The sequence below is a fragment of the Kribbella sp. NPDC051770 genome (assembly GCF_040681455.1).
GTDB lineage: Bacteria > Actinomycetota > Actinomycetes > Propionibacteriales > Kribbellaceae > Kribbella.
Genome location: NZ_JBFAYT010000002.1, coordinates 806,231 through 823,767, shown reverse-complemented (window position 1 = coordinate 823,767; position 17,537 = coordinate 806,231). Strand labels below are relative to the sequence as shown.

Sequence of the window (17,537 nt, the reverse complement as noted above, 5' to 3'; positions counted from 1 at the left end):
GGAAAGAGCACCGGGGGGTGACAGGGAGGACCGCAGTGACTGTTGGAGGGACCGACACCTACTACGACTACGACGAGAAGCAGTGGAAGAGCAGGCGGCTGGGCGGCGGACCGATCCGTCGCGGCCCGGTCTGCCCGGCACCACGCACCGAGCACCAACCGGCCGACCGGCACCCAGCCGGCCGCGACCGCACGACCAGGGACGACAAGATCCTGACCTGAACCACCCCGGGTGGCCTCACCCACCCACCGAACTGTGCAGGCCGGCGGCGATCGCGACGTCGTCGGCCAGCAGTGCGCGGAGCTCTTCCGTGGTGGGCATCCGGCCGAGCGCGCGCAGGCGCTGCGACTGCGCCTTGCGGATGCTCTCGACCAGGCGCCGGGCCTCGCGGGCGTTGCCGAAGTTGGGCGCGTCGGCGATCTGTTCGTAGTACGCCGTGAGCGGGCCGGCGGCGGCCGCGTCGAGCTGGTAGTCCCCGGCCGCGACCATCCGGTCGGTGATCAGCAGCAGCTCGGGCGCCGAGTAGTTCTCGAACTCGATCGTCTTGGAGAACCGCGACGCCAGGCCGGGGTTGGCGTCCAGGAAGTCGTTCATCTCGGTCGTGTAGCCGGCCACGATGATCGCGATCTCGTCGCGGTGGTCCTCCATCAGCTTGACCAGCGCGTCGATCGCCTCCTGCCCGAAGTCGCCGCCGCTGCCGGCCGAGCGGGACAGCGTGTAGGCCTCGTCGATGAACAGCACGCCGCCGAGCGACTTCTCGAACACGGTCGCGGTCTTCTCCGCGGTGTGCCCGATGTACTGGCCGACCAGGTCGCGCCGCGACACCTCGGTGAACTCGCCGTTCGGCAGCACGCCGAGCGCCTTCAGCAGCTTGCCGTACAGCCGCGCGACGGTGGTCTTCCCGGTCCCGGGCGCGCCCGCGAAGATCAGGTGGTGGCTGACCGCGCCGACCGACAACCCGGCCGCGCGCCGCCACTCGTTGACCTGGATCTCGTCGACCAGCGCGTGCACCTCGGCCTTCACCCCGGGCAGCCCGACCATCTCGTCCAGGTCGCCGAGCAGCTGCTCCAGCGGCCCGTCGGTGTCGGCCGGCCGCGCGGACGCCTTCTCGATCACCTCGACCGTGGCGCCGTCGGGGATCAGGATCCCGGCCAGCGCGGTGTTCTCGGTCCGGCAGCCCTCGACGGTCCCGCCGGAGCCCGGGCTGAAGGCGATTCCGGCGCCGCGGGTGTCCTCGACGGTGACCCGGCGAATGGTCGCCGTACTGCCGTGCGCGACGCCGATCCCGTCGGTGGCGGTCCGCGCCACCGTGGTGTCGGTCAGCTCGGGGCGGCTGTACTGGTACACGTAGATCCCGCGCCCGCCGCAGCCGGACACCGTGCAGCCGCGGATCAGCGGATCGGAGCCCAAGGCAACGACTATCCCGTCGCCGGTGACGTCGGAGACGGTGCTGTCGAGGATCCGGCCGCTGGCGCCCTCGACCACGATGCCGGTCTCGGCGCCGGTGATCGTGCAGCGGTCGACGGTGAACGCCGTACTGGCGTGCACGCTGATCGCCGGGCGGCTGCGGCTGCGCACCTCGCACTGCTCGACGGTGAGCACGGTCCGCTCGACCGACACGGCCAGGTTGTCTCCGGCGCGGATGTCGAGCCCGCGCAGCGTCAGCTCGCCGTCCACCGCGCGCAGCGTGGGCCAGTCGGCACCGGCACCATCCAGTACGACGGCGCCGCCGGCCTCGGCCTGCAGGGTGACGACGCGGCCGCTCAGCTCCAGCGTCTCCGCGTACGTCCCGGCAGCGATCGCGACCGTGGCTCCGTCGGGCGCCTCGAGCAGGGCGGAGCCGATGGTCGGGTACGCGCCGGGACGGTCCGCGGCGACGGTCAGGACCCGCATCAGCTGGCCCGGTCCAGCAGCCAGCCGCGGTCGGCGGCCTTCACACCCGCCTGGAAACGGCTGCGCGCACCGAGCCGGCCCATGATCTGCGCGACCATCCGGCGTACGGTCCGCACCGAGATGCCGAGCTGGGCGGCCGCCACCTCGTCGGTGACTCCGAGCGCGAGCAGCCGGAGCATCTCCCGGTTCCGCTCGTCCAGGTCGGCGTCACCCGGCAGGTCGCTGTCGGCCAGCGGCACCGCGCCGGGCCAGACCAGCTCGAACAGCCCGGTCGTGCTGGCCACTGCGCTGCTCAGCCGCAGTACGGCGACGCTCCCGTTGGACGTGTCCGCCGGCAGTACGACGGCCCGCCCGTCGACCACCAGCCCGTTCAGCGGGACGTGCGGCACGGTCCGGACGGCCACACCGGCGACCGACAGCGCCGCGAGGTGCCGGCACAGCGTCGGCGCGGTCCGGGCGGTGTCGGGGTAGATGGCCCGGTAGCGCACGCCGGGGCGCACGTCGCGCGGCCCGAACGCCGGACCGGCCGGTGACAGGTCGCTCATCGCGACCACCTCGTCGCGGGCACCGGCGAGCAGCGCGGAGATGCCGTCCTGGGCCGGGACGTGGTGGAAGCCGTTGGGCGGGTTCAGCACGGTGACAGTCATGAGAGAGGGACCCCCAGAGGTAGCGTGGCGGCAAGACCGGTGCTGTGCCGCCCGTCGAGACGTTCCGGCTCGACTCCGAAGGAGCGGGCCAGCGAGGTGAGTACGGTGATCGCCGAGTCGAGCGTGGCCGGGTGCGAAGCGGCCACCCGGAGGACGGCGTCGTGCTGGGCGGGTTCGGGACCGTCGGGCGGAGCCGTGACGGTGAGGGCGAGCGTGTGGGCCGCGCCGGTCGCCGTACCGAGCAGGGTGTCGACCAGGGACTGGGCGAGCGGCTGCGGCAGTGCGGCGTACCCGGTGAGGCGGACGCAGACCTGGAGGACCGGTCCGGCGGCCCAGGTGGACCAGCGTTCGCGGACCTGGCCACGACCGGCGTTGGCGTGCGCCAGCGCTCCGATCGAGGCCAGCACGTCCGACTCGTCCAGCGGCAGGTGCTCGACCTGCTCGCGGTCGAACCGGCGGACCAGGCGGCGGACGGTGTTGGTGAGGACCTGGTTGATCTGCTCGTCCGTAGCGATCTCCGGCGTACGCCGAGCAGCCACGGCGATCCAGGCCCGCAGCGGCTGGCTCTGCTTGATGCCGGTGTGCAGCACGAGCTGCATCGACACAGCAGCAGGCTGCTCATCGACCGACTCGGTCAGCGACGCCAGCCGCGGCAGCAGCTCGTGCTGCGCGTCAGCACCGACCCGGATCGTCAGCAGGACTCCGCCGGGATGACTGAGTACGCCGTACGGCTGGTCGCGGATCGTCAGCGTGCTCACCGTGGTCCGGCCCAGGAACACGCTCGTGAGGTTGAGCGCGGTGTCGCCGGTCAGGTCGGTCCGGCGGCGCCGGACCAGGAAGGTGAGCAGCACCGCGACCCAGCGGTACAGCCAGAGGCCGCGGATGCGGACAGCGGTCAGCAGGACCAGTGTGAGTGCGGCCGCGCCGGTGAGGATCAGCGTCAGCCGGGAGCCCGCGGTAGCGGCGCCGAGAGCCAGCAGCGCGATCTGCCAGCAGACGACCTGTCCGACGCGGATCGTGCGCTCGGGGATCTCCACCTTGCTGACCACAGGTGTCGGTGCCGGCGGCTGGTCAACCAGGTACGAGCGCGCAGCCGCTGGTGCCGTCAGCGCGGTCTGTACGGCGACCGGCCGCGGCGCGGAGCGCTGGGGCGCGGCAGCGGCTACCGGCGTACCGACTGAGGTTGCTTGGGGAGTGGTCGCTGCGGTCGGGGCGTACGCAACCTGCTGCTCGGGAGCGGCAGCTGCCGCGGCCGGGGGCCTCATGCGACCCTCACGTCTTCGGGGGAGCCAGAGGTGAGCAGCAGCCGGTGCGCGTGGTCGCGGACGACCGGGTGCATGCTGAACCGGCCCGGCGCGGGCTCCGAGAGCAGGTGCTGGTCGATCAGCTCGTCGATCAGCGGCTCGACCTCCTGCTGGTCTACGCCGAGCAGGCGCTCTGCCCGGCGTACGTCGAATTCCGGCGTCAGCCCGAGGAGGCGGTAGAGCCTGCGGACAGGCTCGGGGAGCGCGCGGTAGGTGGCGTCGAAGCGATCGTGGAGGTCGCGCAGGACGCTGTGCCGGGTCGCCTGCTGGTCGATCCGGTCGGCCAGACGAGCGGCGGTCCACGGCGGGCGGCCGGCGAGGAGTTCGGTGAAGCGGCGGAGGGCTTCGGGGTGGCCGGCGGCCCAGCGCAACGCCTGCTCGCAGTCGGAGATCCGGGCGGCGTCGCTGGCCGTCAGGGGCTCCAGGGTGATGGCCAGATCGCGGTCGAGCCCGGTCAGCCGGTGGCGACTGGTCACGAGGACGACGGTGCCTGGGGTGTTCGGCATCAGGGTGCGGACCTGCGCGGCGTTCTCGACGTCCTCCAGCACGACCGGGAGGCCCTGGATCAAGGCGGCAGCCTCCAGAACGAAGGCGGTCTTGCCGATGCCGGCCATCCCGTCGACCGTCACCACACTCACCCGGTCCGGAGAGCCGATCGCGCGAACGGCCGCCAGCTCCAGCTCGCGCCCGACGAATCCGGGGATCCGCGGAGGCAGACCGGAGGGAGTGGGCGTCGGAGTGAGGACTTGCTGGTGCACTCTGCTGAGCTCTGCGCCCGGCTCGATGCCCAGGTCCCGCACCAGCACAGTGCGCGCCCGCTGGTACGCCGCCAGCGCCTCGTGACGCCGGCCGGTGTCGTGCAGCGCTGTCATCAGCCGCGTCCACGCCAGCTCCCGCAGCGGGTCCTCGTCGGTGAGGGCCCTCAGCAACGAGATCGCCTCGGCCGAGCGGCCCAGCGAGAGCAGCGCCTCGGCCAGGTCCTCGCGCAGCGAGCGGTGCAGCTCGGTGAGGCGGTCGACGGCGGAGGTGGCGTCGCCGGTCAGTCCGTCGTACGGGCAGCCGCGCCACAGGCCCAGGGCCTGTTCCAGCAGTGCGACAGCCTTGGCAGGAGGAGCAAGGCGCGCCTGGTCCGACAGGTCCGCGGCAACGTCCGCGTCCAGCTCACCGGACAGCACCCGCACCCGGTACGCACCGGGCCGGCTCTCGATGCGCTCGTCGGGGAGCGCCCGGCGCAGCTGCCACACGTAGGTCTTCAGGTTGCGCTGTGCGGACGCCGGAGCGTCCAGCCCGGCCCACACGGCGTCGATCAGCTGGTCGGTGCTGACCCAGGCGTTGCGGTGCAGCAGGAGCAGCGTGAGCATCGTCGCCGGCTTGCCGCCGGTGACGTCCAGCGGGGCTCCGTCCGGGCCGTCGACCTCGAGCGGGCCCAGCACCCGGAAGGCGATCCGGGCCGGTGTGTGCGCTGAGTGACCGTTCATGACACATACGATCCGGGTGGACGATGACATTTCGATGACACGGACGGACCGGCGTGCGCGTACTGGTGGTAGAGGACAACGAGGACCTGCAGGTGGCCGTCCCGGCGGCGCTGCGGTCGGCCGCGCTGGCGGTCGACCTGGCGGTGAGCATCGCGGCCGCCGACGAGGCGCTGTTCGTGAACGCCTACGACTGCGTCGTGTTCGACCGGCTGCTGCCGGACGGCGACTCGATCCGCTATGTTCGCCACCGCCGGGAACAGGGCTGGGCGGTCCCGGTGCTGTTCCTGACCGGCCTGGACACCCTGGCCGACCGGGTGGACGGCTTCGAGTACGGCGGTGACGACTACCTGGTCAAACCGTTCGCCGTGGCCGAGCTGACCGCGCGGGTGCTCAGCCTGTGCCGCCGGGCCGGGACCGGCCGGACACCCGTACTGCGCTACCAGGACGTCGAGATGGACACCGGCCGGCGAGAGGTCAGGCGGGGCGGTGTGCTGCTCGGCCTGACCGCCAAGGAGTTCGCCGTGCTCGAGTACCTGATCACCCGGACGGACCGGACGGTGTCCCGCTCGGAGCTGATCGAGCACTGCTGGGACGCCGCCGCCGACCCGATGTCGAACGTCGTCGACGCCACCATCCGGCGGCTGCGCACCAAGCTGCGCACCCCGGACCTGATCGAGGCGGTCCGCGGCCAGGGCTACCGGCTGGTCCGGGCGGACGGCGCCTGATGCGCGGTCCCGCGGCCGAGCGTCTGCGCCGCCTGCGCTGGTGGCTGACGGTCCTGTTCACGGTGATGAACACGATCGGCCTGATCGTGCTGGCACCGCTGATCCTGCGGCTGGACTCCAACAACACCGAGGCCGACATCCGTAACCAGCTGGACGTCGTCACCGGCCCGGTGCTGCGGCTGGTCAGCGAGAGCGGCGGCATCGACTTCACCGCGGTCAACCGGGACCCGCTGAACGCCACCTGCCCGCAGTTCGTCATCGTCCCCGGCGGCGCCGCGCCGTTCGACCGGCACACCAGCCTGAAGGACTGCACGCCGATGGACCCCACGGTCCTCGACCAGCTGGCCACCCGGGCGGTCAGCGACGGCGTGGTGCTCAGCGACGACCGCAAGGCGCTCGGCGGCGAGCAGGTCCGCGTCGCCGTCCAGCCGTTCCGCGACTCCAGCGGCCAGTACGCCGGTGCGGTGGTCGCCTGGACCGACATCGACGACGAGCTGGGCGATCACCGGCAGCTGGTGGTCACCGTGCTGCTGGTCTGCGCGTTCCTGATCCTCGCGGCGGCCCTGCTCGGGTACTGGGTCTCCGGCCGGGCCATCCGGCCGGCCATGGCCGCCCTGCAGGAGCAGGAGAACCTGCTGGCCGAGACAGCCCACGACCTCCGTACGCCGGTCGCTGCGCTCCGCGCGCTCGCCGAGACCGCGATGCAGGACCCGCACCAGCGCGGCGAGCTGCTGCCACGGACCGTCCGTCTGGCGGGCCGGATGGGCGACATCATCGACGGCCTGCTGGTCCGGGCCCGGCTGGCGGCCGGTGTCGAGCAGCTGAGCATGCAGCTGGTCTGGCTGGACCAGCTGGTCGGCGTAGTGGTCGAGGACACCCCGTCCGACTCGGCCCGGATCTCGCTGGTGACCGCGCCGACGATGGTGCGCGCCGACCCGGCGCTGCTGCAACGGGCCATCGGCAACCTTCTCGACAACGCGCTGCGGCACGGCCGGGCGCCCGGCGCCGACCTGGCGATCGTGACGGTGACGGTGGCCGACGGGCGGATCACCGTGGCCGACCAGGGGCCGGGAATCGACCCGGCGATCGGTGACGACCTGTTCGAGCGGGGCGCGGCGGGCAGCGGCTCGGCCGGGGCCGGGATCGGGCTGTCGGTGGTCCGCTGGGTCGCGCTCGCGCACGGTGGCGACCTGAAGGTGCACAACGGCGACGAGGGCGGCGCGATCTTCGAGTTCCGGCTGCCGGTGGCCGAGCGCTGACCTTTCGGCCTGGATCGAATCTGGACACCGGCTGTACCGGTGATGACCTAGTCTCGTCGCTGTGAGGTCTGTCACCGAGATGGTGCGGACGGTCACGGGAGGTGCCCGTTCCGGGCCCCGTCCGCCGTCCGCCCGCGAGAACCGGCGGTCCCGCGCCGCGCTGGCCGCGGTGGTGGCGGGCTGCGTCGCGGTGACCGGGGTGGCGGTCGCGGGTGCCGGCAACGCCTCACCGGGCATGAAGTTCGCGCAGCCCGGCCGGTACATCTACAACTCCACGCTCGGCAAGATCTTCCACGTCAACGGCAGCACCAAGAGCGTCGACCAGGAGATCCCGCTGCCGGGCGCCGGTCCCGGCACGCAGGTGGTCGAGACCGACCAGAACGGCTACGTCCTCTCCCGCGGCCGGACGTTCCAGTTCGGCAAGTCGAGCCTGGACGTCGCGGACCCGCTGCCCGCACCGATCGACGAGCTCCCGGTCGTACTGGAAGCCGGCGGCGCGGCCTTCGCGGTCTACCGCGACAGCGGGCAGATCGTCCGCTTCGGCGAGAAGGTGGCCTCGGCCAAGGTCGGTGCACCGCTCGGACCTCCGGTGGTCACCGCGGACGGCACGGTCTGGGTGCACCGCCCCGGCAGCGGCCAGCTCTGTCTGCTCCCGCTGGACGCCGACCGGCTGGCCTGTCCGGCTGAGCTGCCCAGCGGGCACACCGGTTCGCTGGCAGTCGTCGGAGCGAACCAGGTCGTCTTCGTGGACACCACTGCTCGGGAGATGTACGCCGTGGACGACGGCGGCCTCGGCCGCAAGGTGCTGCTGCCGATCGACGACCTGCCGCGCGACGCGATCGTCGCGCCGAACGACGTCACCGGCCGGCTCGCCATCGTCGACCCGCACCAGAGCGTGCTGCACCTGGTCGACGCGGCCGGGCTGACCAGCGGCAAGGCCGACGGACCGCCGGTCCGCAAGCAGCTCCGCAAAGGCAAGTACGAGCGGATCGTCTCGTCCGGCAACAGCCTCGCGCTGATCGACGAGAGCACCGACACCCTGGTCACGCTGGACCGTAACGGCGACGAGCGGACCTCCCGCAAGATCCCGGAGCCGTCGAAGGAGTCCAAGGTCGGCCCTGAGGACAAGACCGGGCTGTACCGCGGCGGCGACTCCCGCCTGTACGTCGCCAGCCGCTCCGGCGAGCAGGTGATGGTCGTCGAGGACACCGGCGACGTGGTCGCCGTCGACACCAAAGCGGCCCGCCCGGACCAGCGCAAGACACCGGACGCCGACAAGCCGACCGCCAAGCCCAGTACGCCGGACCGCCCCGTCCAGCCGCCGCCGACCAGCAAGCCGCCGCAGCCCCCGACGACCGGCGACCCCAGGCCCCCGGACCAGCCGACGGCCAAGCCCACTGACCGGCCCACTGATCGGCCCACCCAGGACAAGCCCACCGGCAGGCCGACCCAGGACAAACCGACCGACCCGCCGAGCACCGACCGGCCCGACAAGCCGACGCCGCCGCCGGTCAAGCCCACCACCCCGGTGAAGCCGACCGTGCAGGCCGGCCGGCCCGGTGCCCCGCGCAGCGTGTCCGGCAAGCCCGGAAACGCCTCGGTGCTGGTCACCTGGGACGCGGCGGCCGCCAACGGCGCGGCGGTCACGGCGTACACGCTCAGCTGGAACGGCGGCAGTGTGCGACTCGGCCCGGCGGCGCGCAGCCGCAACGTCACCGGCCTGACCAACGGCACCGGCTACACGTTCACCGTCCGCGCGACCAACCGCGTCGGCACCGGACCGGGCAGCAGCACGTCCCGCGTGGTGCCGACCGGCGGAGTCCCGGACGCTCCCGGCAACTTCCAGGTCACCACGTCGGGCAGCAGCCTGAGGCTGAGCTGGACCCGGCCGAACCTGAAGGGCACCACCTTGCAGGGCTACGACTTCGCGGCCAACCCGACGCAGGGGCAGGGCACAGGGAAGGCGGACTCGACCAGCGGGACCAGCGCGACGCTGTCGGGGCTGACCAGCGGGGCGACGTACCGGGTGACCGTGCGGGCCACGACGACCGATGCCCAGGGCAACTTCGTGCTCGGCAAGCAGGCGGTCCGGACGATCGTGGTCGGTGGCGGCGGCAGTACCACCACGCCGAAGCTGGTCGCCTCGCGCGGTGCCGCCACCACCCACGGCGGCGGTGAGCAGGCTTGCGAAGCGCCCGGCTGCGCCTTCATCAAGGTGGTCGGGACCGGTCTGAAACCCAACACCATGTACGACTTCACGCCGTACACGACGCAGTGGCAGCCGTCGAACCCCGGCGCTCAGCTGCGCACCGACAGCGAGGGCAACATCACCATCGACGACCGGTTCGCGACCGACGCCCCCGGCCAGCAGGTCTGGGTGGTGGCGAGTGCGCCCGGCGAGAACGACATCACGTCCAACAAGTTCACCTGGAGAAGCTGATGAGTGCGACGATCCCGCCCGGTGAGGCCTACCGGCTGGTCGCGGACAACCTGCAACGGGTGATCCACGGCAAACCCGAGGTGGTCCGGCTCGCGCTGACCGCGCTGTTCGCCGAGGGACACCTGCTGATCGAGGACGTGCCCGGGCTGGGCAAGACCACGCTGGCCCGCTGCATCGCGCGCAGCATCGACGCCAGCTGGAACCGGATCCAGTTCACCCCCGACCTGCTGCCCGGTGACATCACCGGCGTGATGGTCTACCACCAGGGCAGCGAGAAGTTCGAGTTCCACCCCGGCGGCATCTTCGCCAACGTGGTGGTGGCCGACGAGATCAACCGGGGGACGCCGAAGACGCAGTCCGCGCTGCTCGAGGTGATGGCCGAGCGCCGGGTCACCGTCGACTCGGTCACCCGCGCGGTACCGGACCCGTTCCTGGTGATCGGCACCCAGAACCCGATCGAGATGGAGGGCACCTACCGGCTGCCCGAGGCGCAGCTGGACCGGTTCCTGATGCGGATCGAGATCGGCTACCCCGACCACGACGCCGAGGTCCGGATCGTGCTCGGCGACACCGGCCGGATCGGCCCGGACTCGCTCAGCCCGGTGATCGACGTCCCCGCGCTGCAGAACGCGATCGCTGCGGTCCGCTCGGTGCACGTCGACCCGGCGATCAGCTCGTACGCCGTGAAGCTGGTCGCCGCCACCCGTGAGCACACCGCGGTCCGGTACGGCGCCAGCCCGCGTGGGAGCATCGCCCTGGTCCGCGCGGCGCGCGCCTACGCGGCCACCGACGGGCGGGCGTTCACCACCCCGGACGACGTGAAGCAGGTGGCGCAGCCCGTGCTGGCGCACCGCCTGGTCCTCACGCCGGACGCGGAGCTCAGCCAGCGGCCGCCGTCGTCCGTGGTCGACGAGGTGCTGGCGGCGACGCCGGCCCCGACCGCGAGCGTCGGCGCCGCCTGAGCAGTCACCACAACGGGGAGTCAGCATGCGTAAGGTCCGGCCCGAGGTACGCGCGCGGATGGCGCTCGCGGGTGTCGTCGCGGGGTGCATGGTGGTCACCACCCTCGCCGTCACCGGCGCGGGTGCGGACCTGAGCGGGATGCGGTTCACCCAGTCGGGCCACCTGGTCTACAACAGCACGCTCGGCAAGGTGTTCAAGATCGACGGCGGGACGAAGAGCGTCGAGGCCGAGGTGCCGATCCCCGGCGTCGGTCCGGGCGCTCAGGTGGTCGAGACGGACCAGAACGGCTACGTGCTGGCCGACGGGTCGGTGATCGGGTTCGGCAAGTCCGACCTGCGGGTCGCGGACCCGATCCCGGCGCCGGCGTCGGAGCGGCCGGTGACGCTGACGGCGGCTGGTTCGGCGTACGCGGTGTACCGGCAGGCCGGGCAAGTGCAGCGGTTCGGTGAGAACCCCATGGTGGTCTCCACCGAGGGGCCGGTCGGCCAGCCGGTTGTCACGCCGGAGGGGACCGTGTGGCTGCACCGCACGAGCACAGGTCAGCTCTGCCAGCTGCCGGTGACCAGTGCCCGGATCGCTTGTACGGCGAGGATTCCGGCTGGGCACAGCGGGTCGCTGACGCTGGTGGGTGAGCAGGCGGTGTTCGTGGACACCACCGCGCGGCAGATGCAGACGGTCGGCAACGACGGGCTCGGCCGGGCGGTCTCGCTGGCCACCCTCGAGCTCGGACAGCGCTCGATCGTCGCGGCGAACGACGTGGACGGGCGGATCGCGATCGTCACCGGCAACACGCTGCAGCTGGTCGACACGACCGAGCTGACCAGCGGCAAGCCCGCTGCCGAGCCGGTGGTGAAGCAGCTCAAGCCCGGCCGCTACGACCAGATCGCCTCCTCCGGCGAGACGGTGGCCCTGGTGGACTCGACCGACCAGAGCCTGGTCACGCTGGACAGCCGCGGCGAGCAGGAGCGGCGACGGGCGATCACGGCGCCGTCCAAGCTGGCCAAGGTGAAGCCGGGCGAGCGGCCCGGCCTGACGCGCGGCGACGACTCCCGTGTGTACGTCGACAGCCTGGCCGGCGAGCACGTGCTGGTTGTCGACGGCAACGGCGACGTCACCGAGGTGGAGACCGCCGGACCGATCAAGCGCAAGGGCGAGCAGCCCAAGCCGACGCCGGACAAGCCGACGCTCGCGCCCGTGCAGCCGAGGACTACGGACAGGCCGGTCGCGCCACCTCCGGTCCAGCCGAGTACCGAGCGCCCGGAGCTGCCCCCGGTCACCCGGCGGCCGGTCCAGCCGCGCGCTACCGAGCGGCCCGAACCACCGGAGACCACCAAGCCGCCGGAGCGCCCGGTGCCGCCGCCGAAGCCCACGGTCCAAGCCAGCCGCCCAGGTGCTCCGCGCAACGTCGCGGGGACCGCCGGCGATGGCTCGGCGACGGTCACCTGGTCTGCTGCCGCCGCCAACGGCGCACCGATCACGGCGTACGTCGTGACGTGGACCGGTGGTAGCCGGACGGTCGCTGGCTCCGCGCGGCGCGTGGCGATCTCAGGGCTGGCCAACGGTCGCTCGTACACGTTCACCGTCCGCGCACGGAACCGCGTCGGCACGGGGCCAGGTGTGTCTACCGCAGGCATCACCCTCGGCGGTCCCGCCGACGCACCGGTCGGTCTCGCGTGGACCGGTGCGGACGGCGCAGTGACGCTGTCCTGGCGTCGCCCGAACCTCAACGGTGGTTCGCTGGTCCGCTACGGCGTGACGCTCGACGGCGATCCGGAGAACACCACCCGGACCAGCTACCGCTGGACCGGCCTGGACAACGGCAAGCGCTACACGTTCCAGGTCCGCGCGGTCACCAACGTGCCCGGGCGAGGTCTGCTGGTCGGCGCGCCGGCGACCGTCACCGCGACCGCCGGTGGCGAGGGCACCATCACGATCAGCCAAGGTCCGGCCTTCACCGAGGACACCGAGGGCGTGTGCCGTCCCGAGCACTGCTACTACATCCACATCGTGGCCCGTGGTCTGCAGCCCAACGCGACGTACAACTTCCAGGGCCACACCACCAACTACGGCGACCTGCACGACGGCGGGGACCCGCTGACCGCGGACGCCAACGGGTCGATCACGGTGAACAAGTTCTACAACGACGACACCGGTGGCGAGGTCTGGGTCGACGCGACCGGACCGGGTGGCCGGCTCACCTCCAACAAAGTGATCTGGAGGGCATGATGCGGCTCACCGGGCGAGGCATCGCCGTGCTCGCCGGCGCGCTGCTGGCCTACGCCCTCGGCGAGCTGGCCGGCTACCCCTTCTTCCGCGCGCTCGGCGGGATCGGCCTCGGAGCGTTGCTCGCGGCAACCATCCTGACCGTACGCCGCCCGCAGGTGTCGGTGCACCGCGACCTCTCGCCCGACCGCGTCGAGCGCGGCCGCCCGGCGCTGGCCACGCTCCGCGTGCGCAACGCCGGCAACCGCTGGCAGCCGTCGTTCGCGGCGCACGACTCGGCCGGGCCGGAGCGCCGGCAGGTGCCGATCCGGCGGCTCGGGCCGGACAGCGAGGCGACGTACCGGTACGAGCTGCCGACCTCGCGGCGTGGCCGGATCCAGGTCGGGCCGCTCACCCTGGAGCGCACCGACCCGCTCGGTCTCGCCCGCAACCGCGTCGCCACCGGCGAGACCGCCGTGCTCTGGGTGCACCCGAAGCGGCACCCGACCCGGACCGTGGTCGCCGGGCGGCCGCGGCACCACCACATCGGCCGCACCGCCGACGACTCGCTGCGCGGCTCCGCGGACCTGCGCGACGTCCGCCCGTACGTCGTCGGCGACGAGGTCCGGCACCTGCACTGGAAGGCCAGCGCGCGGACCGGTCAGCTGATGGTCCGCGACTACGTCGACCCGGACCAGCCCCGGCTGACCGTGCTGCTCGACACCCGCACCGAGCCCTTGCCTGAGGCAACATTCGAGGAAGCGGTCGAGGTCGCCGCGTCGATCCTGTTCGCGGCCTCGATGGCCGGCCACCGCTGCCGCCTGCTGACGTCCGCTGGCGCCGACCTGGCCGCACCTGGTGGAGCGCTGGCGTCGCGGCAGTTCCTGGACGAGCTGTGCGTCGTACAACAGAGCGACGAGCGTGAAGGCCTGCTGCCTCGTGCACTGACGACCGGAGCGTCCAGTGGTGGAGCGATCGTCGTCGTGACCGGCGCCCGCGGTACGGCGAGCGACCTGGCGCCGCTGCTGGTCCGCTACGGCTCCGTGACCGTGCTGGGCCTCGGCCCGGCGCACGGTGTCGCCCCGATCCTCGGTGCCCGGGTCATCCTTGCTGCCGACGCCGGTGAGGCGCTGACGCAGTGGAGCGGGGTGATCGGGTGAGCACGCGTCGCAGGACAGCCGCAGTGCTTGCAGCTGTCGCCGTCGGAGGCCTCTGCTTCGGTCCGGTCTTCGGGCTGCGGTCCCTGCTCCTCCCGGTTCTCCTTGTCTGCTTGGCCGTCTACGCCGTCACCGAGCTCTGCCGCTACCGGCCGACGCTCCTCACCTGGCGCCCGCTCCTGGTCGTCGCCGCCGGTCTGCTCGCGACCATCGAGACAGTCCTCCGCGGTACGACGCTCGCCGGCCTCCCCACGCTCGAGACCGTCCGTGCCCTCGGCCGCGGGCTCACCGCCTGGCAACTCACGCTGGAGTCGACCTGGCCGGCGCGGCCGGACCCGGACCTCGTGGTGTTCGTCCCGCTGCTGGTCCTGCTCGCAGCACTGCTCGCTGTCGAGCTGCTGGACCGTACGCCGCCGCTGGTCGGTGTGCTGCCCGGCCTGGCAGTTACAGGCATCGCGCAGGCCTACATCGCGCTGAACGGGCTCAACGCCGTACTGGTTGCGCTGGCGTACGGGCTCGTCCTCGCTGCTCTGCTGGTGCCGGATGTGGCTGGCAAGACCAGGCGCTCGGTGACGCCCGTGGTGGTTGTCACCGTCGTCGCAGTGGTCGGCGCACCGGCTGTCGGCGCCGCTGACCTGCTCGACCGTACGCCGTACACGCTGCAGCAGGCGCAGAGCGTTGCCGCACCGGCGACTCGGCAGGCGAGCCCGCTGGACGAGCTAGCCGGGCGCCTCGACCGGCGGCACAGGGACACCGTCGTCTTCCGCTACCAGGCGCCCAGTCCGGTCGGGCGGTGGCGACAGGTCGCGCTGGACGACTTCGACGGCGCCAACTGGACCACTGACCACCCGATCCTCCGGCTGGGCTCCGAGCTGACCCCTGGTCCCGAGGTGCGGGTACCGGTGGAGCCGCAGCGCGCTGAGGTCGAGGTGAAGGAGCTGCGCGGGCCCTGGCTGCCCGGCCAGCTCCTGCCGTCCTCGGTGCACGGCGCGATCGAGCCGCAGATCGAGCCGATCGGTGGCACGCTGCTGACCGGCGAGGTGCCGGACCGGTACGAGCTGACCTGGTCGAAGCCGAAGGTGGACGCCAAGCTCCTGCTGGCCGCGGGGATCGACGCTGACGCGCCGGGCGGGCTGGGCGACCTCGGCGCCGTACCGAACGAGGTGGCCGCGCTGGCCTCCGACGCGCTGGCCGGCCGGCGGGCGACGTTCGCCACCGCGCTCGCGCTGGAGAACTACATGCGCAAGCGCTACAAGCTCGCGTCGACCGACCCGCTGCCGACCGGGCACAGCTGGCCGCAGCTGCGCCGGTTCCTGCTCGACGACGAGCCGGGGACCAGCGAGCAGTTCGCTGCCGGGTACGTCGCGCTGGCGCGGGCCAACGGGATCCCGGCCCGGCTGGTGGTCGGCTTCCGCGCTCCCACGACAGCTGACGCCGACGGCTGGTACACGGTGCGCAACGGCGACGCGCTGGCCTGGCCCGAGGTGGCGGTGGACGGTGTCGGTTGGTGGCCGCTGGACCCGTCCGGCCAGGCCGCGGCCGGCAAGTCCGTCGTACCGGGCAGCGACGCGGACGTGACCGACCAGGCGCGCCGGGAGGTGCCGCCGGTGAACGAGATCCAGGACCCGGAGGTCGCGCCGCCCACGGAGAAGGCCGACAACGGCGGCGGCTGGGAGCGGCCCGACGTACCGGTGCTGGGGATCTTCATCGCCTCCGCCGCGCTGCTGCTGCTCTGGCTGCTCGGCGTACCGCTGCTGAAGACACTGCGTGCGGTACGGCGTAAGCGGCGTCCTGGCAACGCGGCCGTGGTGGGAGCGTGGGCGGAGGCCCGCGACCGGCTGCGGGCGCACGGTGTCGCGGTGACCACAGGTATGACCGTGCGGGACCTGGCAGTGGCTGCGGAGGACGTCACCGACGAGCGAGCAGCCGCTGGACTGGTGACTGTGGCGAACAGCGTCGACCAGGCGTTGTGGTCGGGTGGTCAGGTCGGGCCGGAGGTGACCAGCAGCGCGTGGGCCGGCGTACGGGAGGTACGGCGGGGGCTGCGCTCCCGGCCGCTGGCCGACCGGCTGCAGGCGGCGCTGGAGCTGCGGAGTCTGTGGAAGCTCAGCGGCGGCGACAGGTCGCGCCGCGCAGTGGCTGCGGATCGCTGATGTAGATCGCGGTGCCGTCGGTGCCCTGGACCTCGAAGCAGTAGAGCAGGCCAGGGCTGACCCGCACGGTCATCGACGTACCGGTGCCACGGTATGTGGTCTGCGCGTCCTTGCCGCCCTGCTCTGCCATGTTCAGCGCGTACGTGAGCGGCTTGGAGCTGGTCCACTCCAGCTGGACCGAGGTGCCGTTGTCCTTGGGTGGCTTGAGCTCCAGCCGCACCGCTGGTGTCACCGACGGAGTCGTCGGGGCCACTGTCGTCGGCTGCGTCACCACCGGCGGCGCACTGTCCGGCTCGTCCTTCGGCAGCAGCATGACCACCAGTACGGCGGCCAGCGACGCCACCACGCCCGCGCCGATCAGCAGGCCCTTGGAAGGCCGCCAGCCCTTGTCCCGTTGAGGTTTCGGCGGCCGGGCCAGTGCGACCGCGGCGACCTGCGGCGCGTCAGCAACACGTGCGGACGCCAGCTCGTCCCGGAAGTCGTCGAAGTCCAGGTCGTCCGTCCCCGGCTCCTCCGGGCTGCGCAGCAGCGCCTCGAACTCGCTCACCGCCTCCGCAGCACTCGGCCGGTCGTCCGGTTCCTTCGCCATCATCCGGCTGAGCAGCGCGCTCAGCCCAGCCGGCACGTCCCGCCCGGACACCGCGGGGACCGGCTCACGCAGCACCCGCAGTACGACGTCATCCGGCGACTCACCAGGCCGAGCCGGGAAGGGGGAGTGCCCGGCCAGCGCGAGGTAGAGCGTTGCGCCGAGCCCGTACACGTCGGCCTGCTCGGACAGCTCACCGTCGCGTAACACCTCGGGTGCCGTGTACGCCGCGTCGCCCATCAGGTCGCGCGGGAACCGCAGCCGCAGTGCCAGCCCGAAGTCAGCCAGCGCCGGCTGCCCACTGGCCCGCTCCAGCACGTTGCTGGGCGTCACACCACCGTGCACCAGCCCGATGTCGTGCGCCTCGGCCAGCACCGACGAGAGGATCTGCCCTAGCACCACCACGTCACCGATCGGCAGCGGCCCACCAGCGACCAGCTCACGCAATCCCTGCGGGCAGAACTCCATCCGCAGCCCGGTCCGCCCGTCCGGCAGCTCGTCGAGCCCCTGCACCAGCACGATCGACGCCGATGACCGCAGGCCGGCCAGCTTGGCCTGCTCGACCTCGACGCCGTTGTAGGTCCGCCGGTCCAGCGGCTGCGGGTAGACCTTCAGCACCATCGTCCGCCCACCGGCGACGGCCGGCGCGAGCAGGAACACACTGGCCACCGGACCTGTCGCCCGCGGTACCAGTGCCTCCAGCGGGATCTCGGCCATCGCTGTCATCCTC

Annotated in this window: 13 protein-coding genes; 8 read left to right on the top strand and 5 right to left on the bottom strand. The window is 72.3% G+C overall.

What is annotated here, in order from left to right; translation table 11 throughout:
* The first annotated feature begins 35 nt into the window (after positions 1-35).
* Positions 36-221 carry a hypothetical protein gene (locus tag AB0M01_RS10590; RefSeq protein ID WP_363667771.1) on the top strand — a complete coding sequence of 62 codons (186 nt, stop codon included), beginning with the start codon at positions 36-38 and terminating at the stop codon, positions 219-221.
* 16 nt (positions 222-237) lie between these two features.
* On the opposite strand, the gene AB0M01_RS10585 is transcribed toward AB0M01_RS10590, so the two are convergent.
* From AB0M01_RS10585 to AB0M01_RS10570, 4 genes are read right to left on the bottom strand one after another with little or no spacing between them, the layout of a single operon-like run.
* On the bottom strand, positions 238-1,893 hold the full coding sequence (locus AB0M01_RS10585) for a right-handed parallel beta-helix repeat-containing protein (RefSeq protein WP_363667769.1): 1,656 nt from the start codon (positions 1,891-1,893) through the stop codon (positions 238-240).
* Entirely contained in the window at positions 1,893-2,540 is a 648-nt protein-coding gene (locus tag AB0M01_RS10580; protein ID WP_363667767.1) for a helix-turn-helix transcriptional regulator, read from the bottom strand. The genes AB0M01_RS10585 and AB0M01_RS10580 overlap by 1 nt, the downstream gene beginning before the upstream one ends.
* Positions 2,537-3,805: a hypothetical protein gene (locus tag AB0M01_RS10575; RefSeq protein WP_363667765.1), complete on the bottom strand. Its 1,269-nt coding sequence runs from the start codon at positions 3,803-3,805 to the stop codon at positions 2,537-2,539. Before AB0M01_RS10575 ends, AB0M01_RS10580 begins: the two co-directional genes overlap by 4 nt.
* The gene (locus AB0M01_RS10570) at positions 3,802-5,322 is read right to left on the bottom strand and encodes an AfsR/SARP family transcriptional regulator (RefSeq protein ID WP_363667763.1); all 1,521 of its coding nucleotides are present in this window, start codon (positions 5,320-5,322) and stop codon (positions 3,802-3,804) included. Before AB0M01_RS10570 ends, AB0M01_RS10575 begins: the two co-directional genes overlap by 4 nt.
* A gap of 53 nt (positions 5,323-5,375) precedes the next feature.
* Here AB0M01_RS10570 and AB0M01_RS10565 point away from each other — a divergent pair, with 53 nt between their 5' ends.
* The 7 genes from AB0M01_RS10565 (at position 5,376) to AB0M01_RS10535 (ending at position 16,221) form a co-directional block, all read left to right on the top strand.
* Positions 5,376-6,047: a response regulator transcription factor gene (locus tag AB0M01_RS10565; protein ID WP_363667761.1), complete on the top strand. Its 672-nt coding sequence runs from the start codon at positions 5,376-5,378 to the stop codon at positions 6,045-6,047.
* Complete coding sequence (locus AB0M01_RS10560) at positions 6,047-7,306, top strand: HAMP domain-containing sensor histidine kinase (protein WP_363667759.1); 1,260 nt, start codon at positions 6,047-6,049, stop codon at positions 7,304-7,306. Before AB0M01_RS10565 ends, AB0M01_RS10560 begins: the two co-directional genes overlap by 1 nt.
* A gap of 61 nt (positions 7,307-7,367) precedes the next feature.
* Complete coding sequence (locus AB0M01_RS10555; protein ID WP_363667757.1) at positions 7,368-9,746, top strand: fibronectin type III domain-containing protein; 2,379 nt, start codon at positions 7,368-7,370, stop codon at positions 9,744-9,746.
* Entirely contained in the window at positions 9,746-10,708 is a 963-nt protein-coding gene (locus AB0M01_RS10550) for a MoxR family ATPase (RefSeq protein WP_363667754.1), read from the top strand. Before AB0M01_RS10555 ends, AB0M01_RS10550 begins: the two co-directional genes overlap by 1 nt.
* A 25-nt stretch (positions 10,709-10,733) precedes the next feature.
* Positions 10,734-12,935 carry a fibronectin type III domain-containing protein gene (locus AB0M01_RS10545; protein WP_363667752.1) on the top strand — a complete coding sequence of 734 codons (2,202 nt, stop codon included), beginning with the start codon at positions 10,734-10,736 and terminating at the stop codon, positions 12,933-12,935.
* Positions 12,932-14,071 carry a DUF58 domain-containing protein gene (locus AB0M01_RS10540; protein WP_363667750.1) on the top strand — a complete coding sequence of 380 codons (1,140 nt, stop codon included), beginning with the start codon at positions 12,932-12,934 and terminating at the stop codon, positions 14,069-14,071. Before AB0M01_RS10545 ends, AB0M01_RS10540 begins: the two co-directional genes overlap by 4 nt.
* Positions 14,050-16,221 carry a transglutaminaseTgpA domain-containing protein gene (locus AB0M01_RS10535; protein ID WP_363667748.1) on the top strand — a complete coding sequence of 724 codons (2,172 nt, stop codon included), beginning with the start codon at positions 14,050-14,052 and terminating at the stop codon, positions 16,219-16,221. Before AB0M01_RS10540 ends, AB0M01_RS10535 begins: the two co-directional genes overlap by 22 nt.
* On the opposite strand, the gene AB0M01_RS10530 is transcribed toward AB0M01_RS10535, so the two are convergent.
* Positions 16,175-17,524 carry a protein kinase gene (locus AB0M01_RS10530; protein ID WP_363667746.1) on the bottom strand — a complete coding sequence of 450 codons (1,350 nt, stop codon included), beginning with the start codon at positions 17,522-17,524 and terminating at the stop codon, positions 16,175-16,177. The two genes, AB0M01_RS10535 and AB0M01_RS10530, sit on opposite strands and share 47 nt — an antisense overlap.
* Positions 17,525-17,537 lie beyond the last annotated feature (13 nt).